We start from the raw sequence: 16,087 nt of genomic DNA on the forward strand, positions 1-16,087 counted from the left end.
TATGAGCGAAATCAAGACGCTTGAAATGCCAAAGTGGGGGCTTTCCATGGAGGAAGGCTTGCTCGCTCGGTGGGCAATCCAGGAGGGTGACAGCTTCACCCCAGGGCAGGAAATCTGTGAGATTGAAACCAGTAAAATCGTCAATGTGCTGGAGGCACCCTTTGCCGGTACGTTACGTCGGATAATCGCCCGCGAGGGTGAGACGCTTCAGGTAGGCGCCGTGCTGGCCCTGGCGGCTGACGCGTCGGTCAGCGATGCTGAACTGGACAAATTTGCTGCCAGCCTGGCTTCGGCGAAACCCGCAGCCCCTGGCCCGGAGTCTGCCGCGCCGGGCGTAGCGGCACAGGCAGGCGCTAAGCCAGCTTCCATTGTTTCCCCGCCATCCAACAGCCCCGAGCCCCCTGTTGGGCAGACCGATATCCCCGTCAGTCTGCAAGGCGTGACCGATGTGACTCAGGTTAATGCCACGCCCCATGCGTTAAGACTGTCTGCCCGCTGGGGTGTCGACCTGAAAAAAGTCCGCGGCAGCGGGCGCGGGGAGCGTATCTCTGTTTCTGATCTGGAAAGCGCGATCGTGGCCGCCGGCGGTCGTCTGGCCTCTCCGACGCCCCCCGTTCGTCGCAGCAAAGCGCCCCGCTCGCATGCCGATGATAGCCAGGTATCGGCTACCCCGCTGGCGCGCCGTCTGGCCGGCAAACTGGGTATCAACTTACATGACTGCCGAAGCAGCGGTTCACGCGGTCGGGTGAGTCGCGATGATGTGCTGGCCGCGGCGTTGTTACTCGACGAGCAACCGCAGACCAGCCCTGTGCAGGAGAGTGCCCCGGCACCCTTTGAGAGCATCCCGATGTCCGGTATGCGGCGGGCTATCGCTTCTCGCCTGCAAACGTCCAAGCAACAGTCTCCCCATTTCCGTTTGAACGTCGATCTCGATCTGGAACGACTGTTAGCGTTACGTCAGGACATTAACCGCGAAGTACCCGGCGTCAAGATTTCGGTTAATGACCTGTTGGTGAAGGCCTGCGCCCTGGCTCTGGTGGCCGTGCCTGACGTCAACATCCAGTTTGATGAAGCGACACAAAGTATCCGCCGCTTTGCTGATGCCGACATTTCGGTGGCCGTTGCGCTGCCCGCCGGGCTAATTACCCCTATTGTTCGCTCGGCGAACCGGAAATCGATTAGCGACATATCGAACGAAATTCACTCGCTGGTGACCAGAGCCAAAGCGGGCACGCTGAAGCCGGAAGAGTTCCAGGGCGGGACCTTTAGCGTGTCAAATCTGGGAATGCTCGGCGTCCGGCAGTTTGACGCCATCATCAATCCACCGCAAAGCGCAATCCTCGCCATTGGCGCCGGCGAGCTCCGGGCGGTAGTACGCGACGGGCAAATCGTCGCGCGCCAGCAAATGACGGTATCGCTATCCTGCGATCACCGGGTCATCGATGGCGCGGCAGGTGCGGCTTTTCTCCGGGAACTCAAGCGACTGATTGAAACCCCGACCTTGATGTTTATCCAGGAGACGAGCTATGCACGATAAATACGATGTGCTGATCATCGGCGGTGGTCCTGGGGGATACGTTGCCGCCATCCGTGCCGGTCAGCTAGGGCTTCGTACCGCATTAGTGGAAAAACAGCATCTGGGCGGCATCTGCCTGAACTGGGGATGCATTCCAACCAAGGCGCTGCTGCATGGCGCTGAGGTTGCGCACACTATCACCCATGCCAGTCAGCTGGGCATCAGCGTGGGCGAGGTGAACGTCGATCTGCAAAAACTGGTGCAGTTTAGCCGTAACGTATCGCAACAGCTCACCGCAGGGGTTGCGTACCTGTTGAAGAAAAATGGCGTGCAGGTCATTGATGGCACCGCGCGGCTGCGCGGCAAGGGGCAAATAACGGTCGAGGATGCCCGCGGTGAAGCCCGCGATTACCGGGCCGATCACGTGATCCTGGCAACCGGCGCCCGGCCACGCGCATTACCAGGCATCACGCCAGATGGCGAATATATCTGGACCTATTTCGAGGCGCTGCGGCCTAAGCGATTGCCCAAGTCGCTCTTAATCATCGGTTCAGGGGCGATTGGCGTCGAGTTCGCCAGCCTTTATAACGATCTGGGCTGTAAAGTAACGCTGGTCGAGCTGGCTTCGCAGATTTTGCCAGTGGAAGATGCCGAGGTGTCTGCAGCAGTGCGTAAGTCATTCGAAAAACGCGGTATTCAGGTCCATACCCAGACCCTGGTGACGCAAGTACAGCTCACCGATACCGGGGTGCGCTGCACACTGAAAAACACCGGCGGCGAATATTCCCAGGATGTCGAACGTGTGCTGCTGGCGGTCGGCGTACAGCCGAATATTGAAGATCTGGGGCTGGAAACGCTGGGCGTTGAGTTAGACCGCGGTTTTATCAAGACGGACGCGGCTTGTCGCACTAACGTATTCGGGCTTTATGCCATCGGCGATGTAGCCGGCCCGCCGTGTCTGGCGCACAAGGCCAGCCACGAAGGCGTGATCTGCGTTGAGACACTGGCCGGTATCGAAGGCGCCCATCCGCTTGATCGCGACTATGTGCCCGGTTGCACTTATGCCCGGCCTCAGGTTGCCAGTCTGGGCCTGACGGAATCGACGGCTCTGGCCAGGGGACGGCCCGTCAGGATCGGTAAGTTCTCTTATCAGAGCAATGGTAAGGCGCTGGCCAGCGGCGAGACAGAGGGTTTTGTGAAGACGATTTTCGATGCTGAAACCGGCGAGTTGCTGGGCGCGCATATGGTTGGCGCACAGGTCACGGAACAGATCCAGGGCTTTGGCATCGCCCGTCACCTGGAGGCCACAGACGAAAGTCTCCTGTCGATGATCTTTGCGCATCCGACACTTTCCGAAGCGATGCATGAATCCATACTCGCGGCCTGCGACCAACCGTTGCATCAATAAAAAATAAGGGAGGCGATAGCTGAGCGATACGGAGTAAGTTCCCGTTATCCCTCCCGCACTCCCCGGCAGAAGATCCCCAACAACGGTTACGGCAGGATCTATTGATCTGAAACGCTAAGCGCCATGCGTAAATTCTGTATATTTAGTAGACAACCAAACGACAGGAGGGGCGATCTATGACACAGCACGAAAGTTTTTGCCAGGCCTGCGGAATGCCGATGTCCGCACCTGATGCGCAAGGGGCCAGCGATAAATATTGCGCGTATTGCAGCGACAGCGACGGTAATCTGAAATCCTGGGAAGAGGCCGTATCCGGTCTGGCGGCTTTTCTCGACTCCTGGCAAAAGGTGGGCGTAGCGGAATCACGGAAACGGGCAAAACGTTATCTGACGGCGATGCCTGCCTGGGCGCACAAAGCGGATGAGTAATTTGCCCGGGCGGCAGGATGAAATCAGTAGGGACAGATCGCCATGCCGACAACATTGCTATAGCGTTTTTGTACGCCATCCGGACAGGAATAAATGCGCGTTGTAGATGACGACCTGCAGGCATAGGCATGCATGGATGCGATCTTCATGCGGATGAAATAAACGCCTGGCGTTCTCACCCTTGACCGGATGCGTTATTGCCTGGTTTTTAAAGGTTCTGTTTCTGTATTTAACCCGGCACTTCTCATGGAATACAACATATTGATGTGATGAATCTCTCATTTCAACGATACCAACTGGACAATAAGTTATCGCGTGTGTTAGTTATTTAATCACGCAAGAGAACAGATTTAATTTAAAAAAGTTAAACCTTTCTCACTTTGCTAAAAAATTGCATTGATAATGCTTTGGAATCCCGAACCATTATCAAAAGGGTATGTGAACAGAAAGCCCTCAGAGACGCGAGTCTCTGAGGGCTTTTTTTTTGTTTTTTTATCTCAGGAGTAAATAAATGTCTAAAGAACGTCGTCTCGCAAGAATATTCGCAAAAGATGGTAAATCCGTGACCTTAGCGCTGGATGGCTACTATTTTTCCACGAAAACAAATGGTATTGATAATACGATAAATCAGCTCCCTGCTCTGGTGGAACACGGCCTGGATTGTGCGCTCGTCACGTACGGCATGTTGAAGAATTATCGGGAAGCATTAAACAGCGTTCCCGTTGTCTTACGCGTCGACAGCACGGTCAGTATCTTTGACAATACCGTTCCCGATACTACCCCCGTTTTTTCCGTCGAAGATGCGCTTAAAGTCGCTGCCGAGGGCGTGGTCTGCATGACCTTCCCCGGCGCCTTCAATGAAGAAAAAACCCACATTATGGCGATGCAACTCGCGCAGGCAGCGGATCGCTGGAACGTACCGCTGATTGTCGAATCGCTCCCGTATGGTTATCCCGTCACCAGCGATGATTCTAACAATCCGGCCATCATCGCTGCATCGGCCCGCGCAGCGGTGGAGCTGGGCGCGGACGTCATCAAAACGCGTTTTACCGGTTCACCAGAGGACCGACTGATCGTTGAAGCTGCTGGCGTGCCGGTGCTTGCCTTAGGAGGGCCAAAAACCGGCATCGACGGTTACTTCAAATTTGTTCAGCACTGTATGCAGATGGGTGCGAAAGGCGTGGCTGTAGGACGAAACATTACCCAGGATCCGCAGCCGGCGAAAGTGGTAGCAGGCCTGAATGCCATCATCCATGAAAACGCAACAGCGGAAGATGCATACAGCCTCTACATGGCTAAATAACATCGGAAATTAATATGATTTCAAATAACACCATCATCCCTTCCATCAGGAAGTATAAATACTTTGAGAAAGCATTATCCTGCCAGTCAGAATATGTACTGCTATCCGAAGCGAATATCGGCAATCTGCAGTCGCTGATTGGCAAATGCCATCAAAGCGGTAAGAAGGCCCTCGTTCACCTTGAATTACTGGGCGGCTTTAAACCGGATCAGGCGGGGATCAATCTGCTGAAAAATTATTACAAGGTTGATGGTGTTATTTCTTCCAATCTCTCCGCGCTACGCTACGCCAAAAAGGAGGGATTGCTGACCGTATATCGGGTTTTACTTATCGATTCGCGATCGCTTGATCAGTCGCTCGATATTGTTAAACACAGTCCACCGGACGCAATTGAAATCTTACCTGCTGAATATGCCTGCCAGTGTCTGGAGTTGATTAGCCGAAATTTGAAAGGCTTTGATGTGGTATTCATCGCCGGAGGCTTTGTTAAGCGCAAATACCTTGTAGATAAAATATTCCATGCCGGATTTAAAGGGATAACCACCAGCGAGCCCGGCTTATGGTAACCAATAAGGAGTCCACGCGAATGAAAGATGAATACGTCATGGGCATCGACAATGGTGGAACCGTCACCAAGGCAGCCATCTATGACCGTAAAGGACAGGTGCTCGCCATCGCCTCAAAATCCACGCAGATGCTGACACCCCGGGAATTCCACACAGAGCGCAGTATCGATGAGCTGTGGGCCGCTAATGTCGAAGTGATTAAAAAAGCGATTGCGCAATCAGGTATCGACGCCAGCCAGATAAAAGGAGTGGCCGTCACCGGTCATGGTAACGGTTTGTATCTGGTCGACGAAGAAGGTCACCCGGTGCGTAACGGCATTATATCCACCGATAGCCGGGCAAAAGAGTACGTTGAGAGATGGCAACGCTCGCCAGAATTCCTTACCGACATTTTGCCAAAAACAATGCAGTCCATCTGGGCCGGACAACCTGTCGCCCTGCTGGCATGGCTGAAGGAGTTCGAGCCCGAGACGCTGCAAAAAGCGCGTTATATTTTTATGGTCAAGGACCTGATCCGTTTTTACCTGACCGGAGAGGCTTTTCTTGAGCTGACCGATATCTCAGGGACCAACCTGATCAACGTACGTGACTGCCAGTATGACGATGAACTACTGGCATGGTGGGGACTTGATGAACTGCGGGACAAATTGCCCCCCATCAAACGCTCAACAGAATGCTGCGGAAAAATCACTGACGACGTGGCCCGTCTGACCGGTTTATGCGCAGGTACGCCGGTTTCTGGCGGGGTGTTTGATATCTCGGCCTCTTCCATTGCCTCGGGGATTAACAGTCTCGATAAGATGGCGATCGTCACCGGCACCTGGAGCATAAACGAATACGTTACCGACCACCCGGTTATTGATAAAGATCTGTTTATGACCTCCATTTATCCCATTGAAGGTAAATGGCTCATCACCGAGGCCAGCCCCACCTCCGCGAGCAACCTGGAGTGGTTTATTAACAACTTTATGGAGAGCGATCGGAAAACCTCCGCCGAACAAGGATCGTCGGTCTATGACCTGTGCAATAAGCTGGTTTCATCAACGGCGCCGGATGAAAGTCACCTGCTGTTCTTTCCGTTCGTGTTTGGCTCTAACACCATTCCCGACGCCTCGGCCGGCTTTATCGGTGTCAACAGCTTCCATAAAAAAGCCCATTTTCTGCGGGCGATTTATGAGGGCGTGGCCTTCAGCCATCTCTACCACACCGAGCGCTTACGTAATATTAACCCGAAACTAAGCCGCACTATTCGTATTGCTGGCGGCGTCACGAACTCCCCGGTCTGGCTGCAGATATTCGCCGATATCTTCCAGGCCACGCTGGAAATCGTTGACGTCAAAGAGCACGGAACCCTGGGTACCGCGATGACCGCCGCCGTTATGGTGGGCTGGTTTGCAGAGGTATTTGCGGCCTCAAACGACATGGTCCATGTCTCACGCACCGTCTCCCCTAATCCGGAAAACCACCGGGTCTACCAGACCAAATACCAGCTTTATAAAAACCTGTTATCAGAAATGCAGTCGCCGTGGAAAAGCTGCAGCAACTACATCGCGCACTAAGTGAGGAAAAAATGGATCTGAATTTAACGAATCGTACGGCCATCGTGACAGGCGGCGCAACCGGCCTGGGGAAAGAGTTTGTTCTTTCTCTCGCCAAAGAAGGCGTCAATATCTGCTTTACCTATATGCGTGAGGAAGAGCATCCCGAACGGCTGATCGAAACGATGAAGGCCAGCGCGAACGTAGAGATCATCGCGGTCAAAACCGATCTCTCTGACGAGCAGAGCCGGGAAAATCTGTTTGCCACCTGTATCGACAGACTGGGCAAAGCCGACATTCTGGTGAATAACGCCGGGATCTGGCTGAGCGGCTACGTCACCGAGATCAGCCCGCAGGACTGGGATCTGGTGATGAATGTCAATCTGAAAGCCATCTTCCATCTCAGCCAGCTGTTTGTAAATCACTGCCTGCAGCATGACCAGATGGGCAGCATTCTGAATATTACCTCGCAGGCCGCGTTCCACGGCTCCACGACGGGACATGCGCACTACGCGGCAAGTAAGGCCGGCCTGGTCGCCTTTGCTATCTCTCTGGCGCGGGAAGTCGCCAAACAAAAAATCAATGTGAACAATATCGCCGTCGGGATCATGGATACTGCGATGATCCGTAAGAACATTGAGCAAAACCCTGACTATTACGTCAGTCGTATTCCGGTGGGCCGCGTGGCCCAGCCGCAAGAAATTGCCGACATCGGAGTCTTCATGGTTTCTCCTAAGACCAGCTATATGACGGGAGCAACTCTGGACGTTACCGGCGGTATGTTGATGCGTTAATCTAGGGAGAATCATTATGAAATGTCTGGCAATTGCCGATCTGTTTATCAATGCAGCGATGATGGAATCAGGACTGAAAGCGCTCAGGGATAAGGGAATTGAAGTAGAAATACGCGAGTGGTCACATGACTCCGTTGAGAAACTTCAGGAAGATAATCTGCGGGTTGAACAGGAAGGAGCAGAAGCGGTGGCCTTACCGGAAGCGCTGCTTCAGGGAATGGATGATATTGACATCCTGATCACTCAGTTTGCCCCCGTCAATACTGCGGTGTTCGATAAACTACCAAAGCTGAAATATGTAGGCGTGCTCCGCGGTGGCGTGGAAAACGTGAATCTTCAGGTGGCGAACGCCCGGGGCGTTGAGGTGATAAACACACCGGGGCGTAACGCTCGCAGCGTCGCCGAATTCACGGTCGGCATGATCCTGGCGGAAATGCGCAATATCGCCCGTTCACACGATGCCCTGCGTGACAAATACTGGCGTAAAGACAGTCCGAACCATCAGGCGATCCCGGAGCTTGGCGGAAAAGTCGTGGGGCTGGTTGGCCTCGGTCATATTGCCCAACTGGTCGCGGGATTTCTCAGTGGCTTTGGCACGGAGATTATCTTTTACGATAAGTACGTTGCAGACCATGAACGTTATGAGAAAGTCGATTCTCTGGACGAACTGGTACAACGCGCCGACGTTATCTCGTTACATGCTCGCCTGACGCCGGAAACCGAAAATCTGATTAATGCACACCATTTCGCGCTAATGAAGCGCAGTGCCATCATTGTTAACACGGCACGCTCCGGGTTAATCAATGAAAAAGAGATGGTTGATGCGCTCAGATCCGGGCAAATCATGGGCGCCGCGCTTGATACCTTTGATGACGAGCCGCTCCCTGACGACAGTGCATTCTATACACTGAATAACGTGACCATTACGCCGCATATTGCCGGGAGTACCATTGACGCATTCAGTAATTCGCCCAAACTCTTCGCTGAGATCCTTTTAAAGAAACTCAGTTAAATACTAAAAGAACCATTAAAGGTATTAACAGGGCCCAATGGGCACGGGTTAACTCGTGCCCAATTCGCCCGCCTTTTAAGGAATCATTATGGATATTATCAACAGCATTATTAGTCTGGGGGCATCAGTAATGATGCCAGTAATATTCTTTATTATCGCGCTTTGCTTTGGCGTTAAAATCGGTACGGCATTTAAAGCAGGAATGCTGGTAGGCATTGGTTTTGAAGGGGTGGGGCTGGTGATTGGCCTGCTGCTGACAAATCTGGGCCCCGCATCGCAGGCGATGGTTGAGCGTATCGGCCTGCAGTTAACGGTCGTTGATACCGGTTGGCCTACCGCATCGACCATTGGCTGGGGTTCGCCGCTGATGCTGCCCGTCGTGGTGGGCTTTATCGTCATCAACCTGGCTATGCTTCTGTTGAAATTAACCAAAACGGTGAATATCGATATTTTTAACTACTGGATTTTCCTGATCATGGGGTCTGTGGTCTATGCCGGAACGGGAAATTACTGGCTTTCGGTCGGTATTACATTCGCTATTTTTGTGTTGACGCTATTGGCGGCAGATTTAACGGCTCCATATTTACAAAAAAACTATAATCTTAAAGGGATATCATTCCCACATCTTACCTGTATAGCTTACGTGCCGTTTGGCATTGCCTGTAATTACATCATTGATAAGATCCCGCTTATCAATAAAATCAATTTCGATCCGGAAAGTATTAATAAAAAATTCGGCGTTTTTGGCGAGCCTCTTACCCTGGGATTTGTGCTGGGACTGCTGTTGGCCTTCCTGGCGGGATATGACGTTTCTGCTGCCGTTTCACTGGCCATTAAGGTTTCAGCCGCCATGCTGCTGCTGCCTAAAATGATTGAAATTCTGGTGCAGGGATTGTTGATTGTCCGTGATGCCGCTGAAGCAAAACTGAAGGCTAAATTCCCGGGGCGCGATTTTTATATCGGGATGGATACGGCGTTACTGATCGGTGAACCTTCGGTACTGGCGACCGGTCTGCTGTTAATCCCTATGGCTGTGGTGCTGTCTATCATTCTGCCCGGCAACCGCGTACTGCCCTTTGTCGATCTGGCTTCATTAATGTTCCTGCTGGCAATGGTCACGCCGTTCTGTAAACGAAATATGTTCCGCATGTTCATAACCGGAACCCTGATCGTGACCTGCATCCTGTATGTCGGGACGGACATTTCGCAAGAATACACTCAGGCGGCGGTGAACTCGCATATTCCAGTGCCGGAAGGGATGGCCGAGATCACCAATATCGTCGGCGGCGCCACGACGCCTGTCGGCTGGCTGGCCGTCAAGTTTGGCGAGTTTTTTAGCGCCACACCTTAGTACAAGACCACACAAGTAAACAGAGGGCAAACTGCTGCCCTCTGTTTCTTCCTCTTATACTGTGTACTGAATAGCTGGCTCAGCTACGCCCCTGGTTTGAACATCTGACCAGCGCGTCCGCCCCCTGCGCGGCGAGGTGGTTCATTTCTTTTGTGCCCCCTCCTCTTTTCAACCCAACCTGCTATGCTCCTTCTTTCATTATTCTCTGGAGATCCCGATGTTGACCATCTGGGGCCGAAAAACCTCCTCTAACGTGCAGGCGCTGATGTGGTGTGTTGGCGAGCTTGGGTTGGACTATCTCCGGTTCGACGTGGGGCATCGCTATGGCGGTACCGACAGCGAGGCGTTTTATCAGCTCAATCCCAATCGTACGGTGCCAGTGCTGCAGGATGACGAAAATCCGCCGCTGTGGGAAACCGGCGCGATCCTTCGCTATTTAGCCAGTCGCTACGCCGACGACGCCTTCTGGCCGGGCGAACTGCTGGCTCGTACTGAGGTTGATCGCTGGGCCGAGTGGTCAAAGCAGAATATCGCCCTCGGCTTTACGGCGCCGGTGTTCTGGCGCGTGGTGCGCACGCCCGCCGCCGAGCGGGATCCGCAGGCCATCGCCGCGGCGGTGACGGCCCTGGAGCAAAAGCTGGCGATTGCCGAGGCACGTCTCGCCGGCAGTCGCTATCTGGTGGGCGATACCTTCACCCTGGCCGATATCCAGTTTGGTCATGTGCTGTACCGCTACTTTGCCATCGATATCACCCGTCGTCCCCTCCCCCACCTTGCGGCGTATTATGCACGGCTAACCGCACGGCCCGCCTTTCGCCAGCACGTCATGGTCAGCTACGACGAGCTGAAGGTCTGAAAATGGTCGGTAGCGCCTCCTGACGCTACCGACATACCGGTTAACGCGCCATCAGGACAAACACGCCCCAGCCGAGATATTCCCGGGTCCAGGTGACGTGGTGTAGCGGCGCAGTGGTCAACTGCTGGCGAACCTCCGGCGCGAAGTCATCGTGCGGATTGGCCTCCAGCCAGCGGCGCATCGTCAGCCATTTCGCCGCTTCATAACGATCCCAGCCCTCCTGGTCGGCCAGCACCATCTCCACCACGTCATAGCCCAGTTCGCCAAAGTGAGCGACCAGCGCCGGCAGCGTCAGGAAGTCATCGGGTGACTGCGCGCCGCAGGCAACCGCTTCTTCCGCCGTGGCGGGGCGTTTGCGCCACCATGGCTCGCCGATAAGCAGCATGCCGCCTGGGTTAAGACTCTGCTTCAGTAGCGCAATCGTGCCTGCCACTCCGCCGCCGATCCACGTTGCCCCCACGCAGGCGGCAATATCGCACGGCTGACTGGCGACATACCCGCTGGCATCCTGGTGTATGAAGGTCACCCGGTCGCTCACCCCGAGCGCTTCTGCCCGGGCGGCCGCCTGCTGACTGAATAGCAGACTCATGTCCACCCCGGTGCCGACGATCTGATGATCGCGCGCCCAGCTACAGAGCATCTCGCCGGAACCGCTGCCGAGGTCAAGAATGGTGGTGCCCGGCGCCATTCGCAGCGCCCGTCCCAGCGTGGCGTACTTTTCCGGGGTAAAAGGGTTATGAATACGGTGTTCGCTTTCACTGATAGTAAAAATGCGAGGGATATCGATCATGGGTGTTTCTCCTTGAGAGCCATACGCCCGGGCAGAGACCCTGCCCGGGTCGCTGTATCAGCGGTTGTCCGCCTGTGCGCGAACGTTATTCAAACCGGTGGTGTTGATCCGGTACGGCTGGCCATTCACCGACTTAATCAGCTTTTTGGTTTTGAGCTTTTTGAAGACCGCGAGGGTACAGTCGCTCAGCAACAGCCCTTCCCGGGTGTAGCATTCGACGGCGGTAATGCGGCCGGAGGTATCGCGGACGTGCGCAATACGGCCACCTTTGGCGAGTACGTGTAAGGTCCGTTGTTCCTGACGGGATAAATTCATACTGAAACCTGTTCATTATCATGTGCGAAAACATGCCTACACCCGCAGGTGTGTGCGTAAGGTTTAAGCGCAGCGATAATCAGTCCGGCCTGGGCAGGTCGGGAAGCTGATTATCTGATAATGACATTCTCCAGCATCGAAGCCTCGGTGAGCATTGAAAGGTATTTACCGGCTGAATATTAACACCTTCATCTGGTAAGGGTATTGTGCAGATTAAAAACTGTGACCGGTATTACGATTTCCCGTCAGCCTCCCCCCCATTTTTTGCGCTATCCGCCGCTCGCTCTGCTCCTCAACTTTCACCACCACCTTATCCCCCTCCCGCATTGTTAAATAATTGTTGTCAGATCACAAAATGGAAACAAAAAGGCCATTTCGTACGCATTTTATAAAAATGTAGATATTTTTAATTTATGGCTACGAAATGAACATCACCCTGACCTTACAGCGAGGAACGATCCTGATGAACGCCCTGACCGCAGTAAAACCGACACCCGCGCCGTTAGCCCAGCAATACCCTGGCTTTACCGTCTCCCCTTCCGCCCAGTCGCCGCGCCTGCTGGAGCTCACCTTTTCCGCGGACACCACCACCCAGTTTCTGCAGCAGGTCGAGCAGTGGCCGGTGCAGGCGCTGGAGTACAAATCTTTCTTACGCTTCCAGGTGGGCAAGATCCTCGACGATCTGTGCGGCAACCAGCTGCAGCCGCTGCTGATCAAAACATTGCTCGATCGCGCGGAAGGCGCGCTGCTGATCAACGGCGAAGGGATCGATAACGTCAGCCAGGCCGAAGAGATGGTCAAGCTGGCCACCGCCGTCGCCCACCTGATTGGCCGTTCCAACTTCGACGCCATGAGCGGCCAGTATTACGCCCGCTTCGTGGTAAAAAACGTCGATAATTCCGACAGCTACCTGCGCCAGCCGCACCGGGTGATGGAGCTACACAACGACGGTACCTACGTCGAAGAGCAAACCGACTACGTGCTGATGATGAAGATCGACGAGCAGAACATGCAGGGCGGCAATTCCCTGCTGCTGCATCTCGACGACTGGGAGCACCTCGACGAATTCTTCCGCGACCCGCTCGCCCGCCGCCCGATGCGCTGGGCCGCGCCGCCGAGCAAAAACGTCAGCAAAGATGTTTTCCACCCGGTGTTCGACGTCGACCAGTTGGGTCGCCCGGTGATGCGCTATATCGACCAGTTCGTCCAGCCGAAAGATTTCGAAGAGGGCACCTGGCTGAGCCGCCTCTCCGACGCGCTGGAGACCAGCAAAAACATTCTTTCTATACCGGTGCCGGTAGGCAAATTTCTGTTGATTAACAACCTGTTCTGGCTGCACGGCCGCGACCGCTTTACGCCGCACCCGGACCTGCGCCGCGAGCTGATGCGCCAGCGCGGCTACTTTGCGTATTCCACGAATCATTACCAGACTCATCAATAAGGGTTTTCAGGCGAAGGAATTGAGCGGATGTATGATTTCGTGATTATCGGCGGCGGCATCATCGGCATGTCGACCGCCATGCAGTTAATTGAGATTTACCCGGACGCCCGCATTGCGCTGCTGGAAAAAGAGTCCGGCCCGGCCTGCCATCAGACCGGCCACAACAGCGGCGTGATCCACGCCGGGGTGTATTACACCCCCGGCAGCCTCAAGGCGCAGTTTTGCCTCGCCGGCAACCGCGCTACCAAGGCCTTTTGCAAGCAGAACGGCATCCGCTATGACGTCTGCGGCAAGATGCTGGTCGCCACCTCGCCGCTGGAGATGGAGCGGATGCGCGCCCTGTGGGATCGCACCGCCGCCAACGGCCTGCAGCGGGAATGGCTGAGCGCCGGGGAGCTGCGCGAGCGCGAACCGAACATTACCGGGCTCGGCGGGATCTTCGTCCCTTCCAGCGGCATCGTCAGCTACCGCGACGTGGCGGCGGCGATGGCGAAGAACTTCGAATCGAAAGGCGGCGCCATCGTCTACAACGCCGAAGTCAGCGCCCTGAAAGAACACGCCAGCGGCGTGGTGATCCGAACCCGTCAGGGCGGTGAGTATGAGGCCTCGACGTTGATTACCTGCTCCGGGCTGATGGCCGATCGGCTGGTGAAAATGCTCGGCGTCGATCCCGGGTTTATCATCTGCCCGTTCCGCGGGGAGTATTTCCAGCTTGCCCCGCAGCACAATCAGATCGTCAACCATCTGATCTATCCGATCCCCGATCCGGCGATGCCGTTCCTCGGCGTCCACCTGACCCGCATGATCGACGGCAGCGTCACCGTCGGCCCCAACGCCGTGCTGGCCCTGAAGCGCGAAGGCTATCGCAAGCGTGATATCTCGCTGGCCGATACCCTGGAGATCCTCACCTCGCCCGGCATCCGCCGGGTGCTGCAAAACAACCTGCGCTCCGGACTGGGTGAAATGAAGAATTCGCTGTGCAGAAGCGGCTATCTGCGGCTGGTGCAGAAATACTGCCCGAGCCTGACGCTCAGCGATTTACGCCCGTGGCCGGCCGGCGTGCGGGCGCAGGCGGTGTCGCCGCAGGGCAAACTGATCGACGATTTTCTCTTTGTCACCACCGCGCGTTCCATTCACACCTGTAACGCGCCGTCGCCGGCGGCGACGTCGGCTATCCCGATCGGCGCGCATATCGTCAGCAAGGTGCAGACCCTGCTGGCCAGCCAGAGCAATCCCGGACGCACGCTGCGTGCGGCACGTAGCGTGGAGACACTACACGCCGCTTTTACCCGTTAACCCCCTGAAGACAGGAAGCGATTATGCAACTCAACGATATGACTCTGTTTCGCCAGCAGGCGCTGATTGATGGTCAGTGGCGCGATGCGCCCAACGGCGACGTGATTGCGGTGACCAACCCGGCCAACGGCGAGCAGCTCGGCAGCGTGCCGAAAATGGGCGCCGACGAAACCCGACAAGCGATCGAGGCCGCTAACCGCGCCCTTCCCGCCTGGCGTGCCCTCACCGCCAAAGAGCGGGCGAACATTCTGCGCCGCTGGTTCGATCTTATGATGGAGAATCAGGACGATCTCGCTCGTCTGATGACCCTCGAGCAGGGGAAACCGCTGGCGGAAGCCAAAGGTGAAATCAGCTACGCCGCCTCCTTTATTGAGTGGTTCGCCGAAGAAGGTAAGCGCATTTACGGCGACACCATTCCTGGCCACCAGGCCGACAAGCGCCTGCTGGTGATTAAGCAGCCCATCGGCGTTACCGCCGCCATCACCCCGTGGAACTTCCCGGCGGCGATGATCACCCGCAAAGCGGGCCCGGCGCTGGCTGCGGGCTGCACCATGGTCCTGAAACCGGCCAGCCAGACGCCGTTTTCTGCGCTGGCGCTGGCCGAACTGGCGAATCGCGCCGGGATCCCCGCCGGGGTGTTCAACGTGGTCACCGGCTCAGCCGGCGCGGTCGGCGGCGAACTGACCAGTAACCCGCTGGTGCGCAAGCTCTCCTTTACCGGCTCGACCGAGATTGGCCGCCAGCTGATGGAGCAGTGCGCGAAAGACATCAAAAAAGTCTCCCTGGAGCTGGGCGGCAACGCGCCGTTTATCGTCTTCGACGATGCCGACCTCGACAAAGCCGTCGAGGGGGCGCTGGCGTCGAAGTTCCGCAACGCCGGGCAGACCTGCGTTTGCGCCAACCGCCTGTACGTCCAGGACGGGGTATATGAACGTTTCGCCGAGAAGCTGCAGCAGGCGGTGGAAAAACTGCGCATTGGCGACGGCCTGCAGGACGGGGTCACCACCGGCCCGCTGATCGACGAGAAAGCCGTCGCCAAAGTTGAAGAACACATTGCCGACGCCATCGCCAAAGGCGCGAAGGTGGTCACCGGCGGCAAACCGCACGCCCTGGGCGGCAACTTCTTCCAGCCGACCATCCTGGTCAACGTTCCCGACAGCGCCAAAGTGGCGAAAGAGGAGACCTTCGGCCCGCTGGCCCCGCTGTTCCGCTTTAAAGATGAAGCCGACGTCATTGCCCAGGCCAACGATACCGAGTTCGGCCTCGCCGCCTATTTCTACGCCCGCGATCTGAGCCGCGTTTTCCGCGTCGGCGAAGCGCTGGAGTACGGCATCATCGGCATCAATACCGGCATTATCTCCACCGAAGTCGCCCCGTTCGGCGGCGTTAAGGCCTCCGGCCTCGGCCGCGAAGGGTCGAAGTACGGTATCGAAGACTACTTAGAAATCAAATACATGTGTATTGGCCTTTAAC

15 protein-coding genes are annotated in these 16,087 nt (G+C 55.7%); 13 read left to right on the plus strand and 2 right to left on the minus strand.

Features of this window, described 5'->3' with window-relative positions:
• Nucleotide 1: 1 nt before the first annotated feature.
• From ABLU73_RS08300 to ABLU73_RS08345, 10 genes are all read left to right on the plus strand, one after another.
• Nucleotides 2-1,537 carry a 2-oxo acid dehydrogenase subunit E2 gene (locus ABLU73_RS08300; RefSeq protein ID WP_206339628.1) on the plus strand — a complete coding sequence of 512 codons (1,536 nt, stop codon included), beginning with the start codon at nucleotides 2-4 and terminating at the stop codon, nucleotides 1,535-1,537.
• A complete protein-coding gene (gene lpdA, locus ABLU73_RS08305) occupies nucleotides 1,527-2,924 on the plus strand; it encodes a dihydrolipoyl dehydrogenase (RefSeq protein WP_064150633.1) in 1,398 nt (465 codons plus the stop codon). The genes ABLU73_RS08300 and lpdA overlap by 11 nt, the downstream gene beginning before the upstream one ends.
• A gap of 176 nt (nucleotides 2,925-3,100) precedes the next feature.
• Nucleotides 3,101-3,352 (plus strand): zinc ribbon domain-containing protein, encoded by a 252-nt coding sequence (locus ABLU73_RS08310; RefSeq protein ID WP_004204679.1) that lies wholly within the window; start codon nucleotides 3,101-3,103, stop codon nucleotides 3,350-3,352.
• A 511-nt stretch (nucleotides 3,353-3,863) separates the two neighbouring features.
• Nucleotides 3,864-4,655: a phospho-2-dehydro-3-deoxyheptonate aldolase gene (locus ABLU73_RS08315; RefSeq protein WP_032455606.1), complete on the plus strand. Its 792-nt coding sequence runs from the start codon at nucleotides 3,864-3,866 to the stop codon at nucleotides 4,653-4,655.
• 14 nt (nucleotides 4,656-4,669) lie between these two features.
• Nucleotides 4,670-5,221 carry a glycerol-3-phosphate responsive antiterminator gene (locus ABLU73_RS08320; protein ID WP_109546630.1) on the plus strand — a complete coding sequence of 184 codons (552 nt, stop codon included), beginning with the start codon at nucleotides 4,670-4,672 and terminating at the stop codon, nucleotides 5,219-5,221.
• Between the two features lie 20 nt (nucleotides 5,222-5,241).
• A complete protein-coding gene (locus ABLU73_RS08325; RefSeq protein ID WP_180404982.1) occupies nucleotides 5,242-6,780 on the plus strand; it encodes an FGGY-family carbohydrate kinase in 1,539 nt (512 codons plus the stop codon).
• 11 nt (nucleotides 6,781-6,791) lie between these two features.
• Complete coding sequence (locus ABLU73_RS08330) at nucleotides 6,792-7,553, plus strand: SDR family oxidoreductase (protein WP_348850133.1); 762 nt, start codon at nucleotides 6,792-6,794, stop codon at nucleotides 7,551-7,553.
• 16 nt (nucleotides 7,554-7,569) lie between these two features.
• On the plus strand, nucleotides 7,570-8,565 hold the full coding sequence (locus ABLU73_RS08335) for a 2-hydroxyacid dehydrogenase (RefSeq protein ID WP_062914650.1): 996 nt from the start codon (nucleotides 7,570-7,572) through the stop codon (nucleotides 8,563-8,565).
• 88 nt (nucleotides 8,566-8,653) lie between these two features.
• The gene (locus ABLU73_RS08340; protein ID WP_004204671.1) at nucleotides 8,654-9,916 is read left to right on the plus strand and encodes a PTS transporter subunit IIC; all 1,263 of its coding nucleotides are present in this window, start codon (nucleotides 8,654-8,656) and stop codon (nucleotides 9,914-9,916) included.
• 217 nt (nucleotides 9,917-10,133) lie between these two features.
• Entirely contained in the window at nucleotides 10,134-10,772 is a 639-nt protein-coding gene (locus ABLU73_RS08345; RefSeq protein ID WP_048323085.1) for a glutathione S-transferase family protein, read from the plus strand.
• Nucleotides 10,773-10,812: 40 nt separating this feature from the next.
• On the opposite strand, the gene ABLU73_RS08350 is transcribed toward ABLU73_RS08345, so the two are convergent.
• Nucleotides 10,813-11,562, minus strand: coding sequence for a class I SAM-dependent methyltransferase (locus ABLU73_RS08350; protein WP_017901319.1), 750 nt, complete (start codon nucleotides 11,560-11,562; stop codon nucleotides 10,813-10,815).
• Between the two features lie 57 nt (nucleotides 11,563-11,619).
• The gene (locus ABLU73_RS08355; RefSeq protein WP_002889848.1) at nucleotides 11,620-11,877 is read right to left on the minus strand and encodes a YjhX family toxin; all 258 of its coding nucleotides are present in this window, start codon (nucleotides 11,875-11,877) and stop codon (nucleotides 11,620-11,622) included.
• 463 nt (nucleotides 11,878-12,340) lie between these two features.
• On the opposite strand from ABLU73_RS08355, the gene glaH reads away from it, so the two are divergent.
• The 3 genes from glaH to gabD are packed head-to-tail and all read left to right on the plus strand — an operon-like array spanning nucleotide 12,341 to nucleotide 16,086.
• A complete protein-coding gene (gene glaH / locus ABLU73_RS08360; RefSeq protein WP_004204667.1) occupies nucleotides 12,341-13,318 on the plus strand; it encodes a glutarate dioxygenase GlaH in 978 nt (325 codons plus the stop codon).
• Nucleotides 13,319-13,345: 27 nt separating this feature from the next.
• A complete protein-coding gene (gene lhgO / locus ABLU73_RS08365; protein ID WP_243805418.1) occupies nucleotides 13,346-14,614 on the plus strand; it encodes an L-2-hydroxyglutarate oxidase in 1,269 nt (422 codons plus the stop codon).
• Nucleotides 14,615-14,637: 23 nt separating this feature from the next.
• Nucleotides 14,638-16,086: an NADP-dependent succinate-semialdehyde dehydrogenase gene (gene gabD, locus ABLU73_RS08370; RefSeq protein WP_043521477.1), complete on the plus strand. Its 1,449-nt coding sequence runs from the start codon at nucleotides 14,638-14,640 to the stop codon at nucleotides 16,084-16,086.
• Nucleotide 16,087 lies beyond the last annotated feature (1 nt).

This window comes from Klebsiella sp. GG_Kp175 (assembly GCF_040062325.1).
In the GTDB taxonomy this organism is placed as follows: domain Bacteria; phylum Pseudomonadota; class Gammaproteobacteria; order Enterobacterales; family Enterobacteriaceae; genus Klebsiella; species Klebsiella quasipneumoniae.

Excerpts from the sequence above, each read along its gene's own strand:
- ABLU73_RS08315 (WP_032455606.1), top strand. The coding sequence starts at position 3,864 with ATGTCTAAAGAACGTCGTCTCGCAAGAATATTCGCAAAAGATGGTAAA.
- ABLU73_RS08325 (WP_180404982.1), top strand. The coding sequence starts at position 5,242 with ATGAAAGATGAATACGTCATGGGCATCGACAATGGTGGAACCGTCACC.
- gabD (WP_043521477.1), top strand. The coding sequence starts at position 14,638 with ATGCAACTCAACGATATGACTCTGTTTCGCCAGCAGGCGCTGATTGAT.
- ABLU73_RS08335 (WP_062914650.1), top strand. The coding sequence starts at position 7,570 with ATGAAATGTCTGGCAATTGCCGATCTGTTTATCAATGCAGCGATGATG.
- ABLU73_RS08300 (WP_206339628.1), top strand. The coding sequence starts at position 2 with ATGAGCGAAATCAAGACGCTTGAAATGCCAAAGTGGGGGCTTTCCATG.
- ABLU73_RS08355 (WP_002889848.1), bottom strand. The coding sequence starts at position 11,877 with ATGAATTTATCCCGTCAGGAACAACGGACCTTACACGTACTCGCCAAA.
- lhgO (WP_243805418.1), top strand. The coding sequence starts at position 13,346 with ATGTATGATTTCGTGATTATCGGCGGCGGCATCATCGGCATGTCGACC.
- ABLU73_RS08310 (WP_004204679.1), top strand. The coding sequence starts at position 3,101 with ATGACACAGCACGAAAGTTTTTGCCAGGCCTGCGGAATGCCGATGTCC.
- ABLU73_RS08320 (WP_109546630.1), top strand. The coding sequence starts at position 4,670 with ATGATTTCAAATAACACCATCATCCCTTCCATCAGGAAGTATAAATAC.
- ABLU73_RS08340 (WP_004204671.1), top strand. The coding sequence starts at position 8,654 with ATGGATATTATCAACAGCATTATTAGTCTGGGGGCATCAGTAATGATG.
- lpdA (WP_064150633.1), top strand. The coding sequence starts at position 1,527 with ATGCACGATAAATACGATGTGCTGATCATCGGCGGTGGTCCTGGGGGA.
- ABLU73_RS08345 (WP_048323085.1), top strand. The coding sequence starts at position 10,134 with ATGTTGACCATCTGGGGCCGAAAAACCTCCTCTAACGTGCAGGCGCTG.
- ABLU73_RS08350 (WP_017901319.1), bottom strand. The coding sequence starts at position 11,562 with ATGATCGATATCCCTCGCATTTTTACTATCAGTGAAAGCGAACACCGT.
- ABLU73_RS08330 (WP_348850133.1), top strand. The coding sequence starts at position 6,792 with ATGGATCTGAATTTAACGAATCGTACGGCCATCGTGACAGGCGGCGCA.
- glaH (WP_004204667.1), top strand. The coding sequence starts at position 12,341 with ATGAACGCCCTGACCGCAGTAAAACCGACACCCGCGCCGTTAGCCCAG.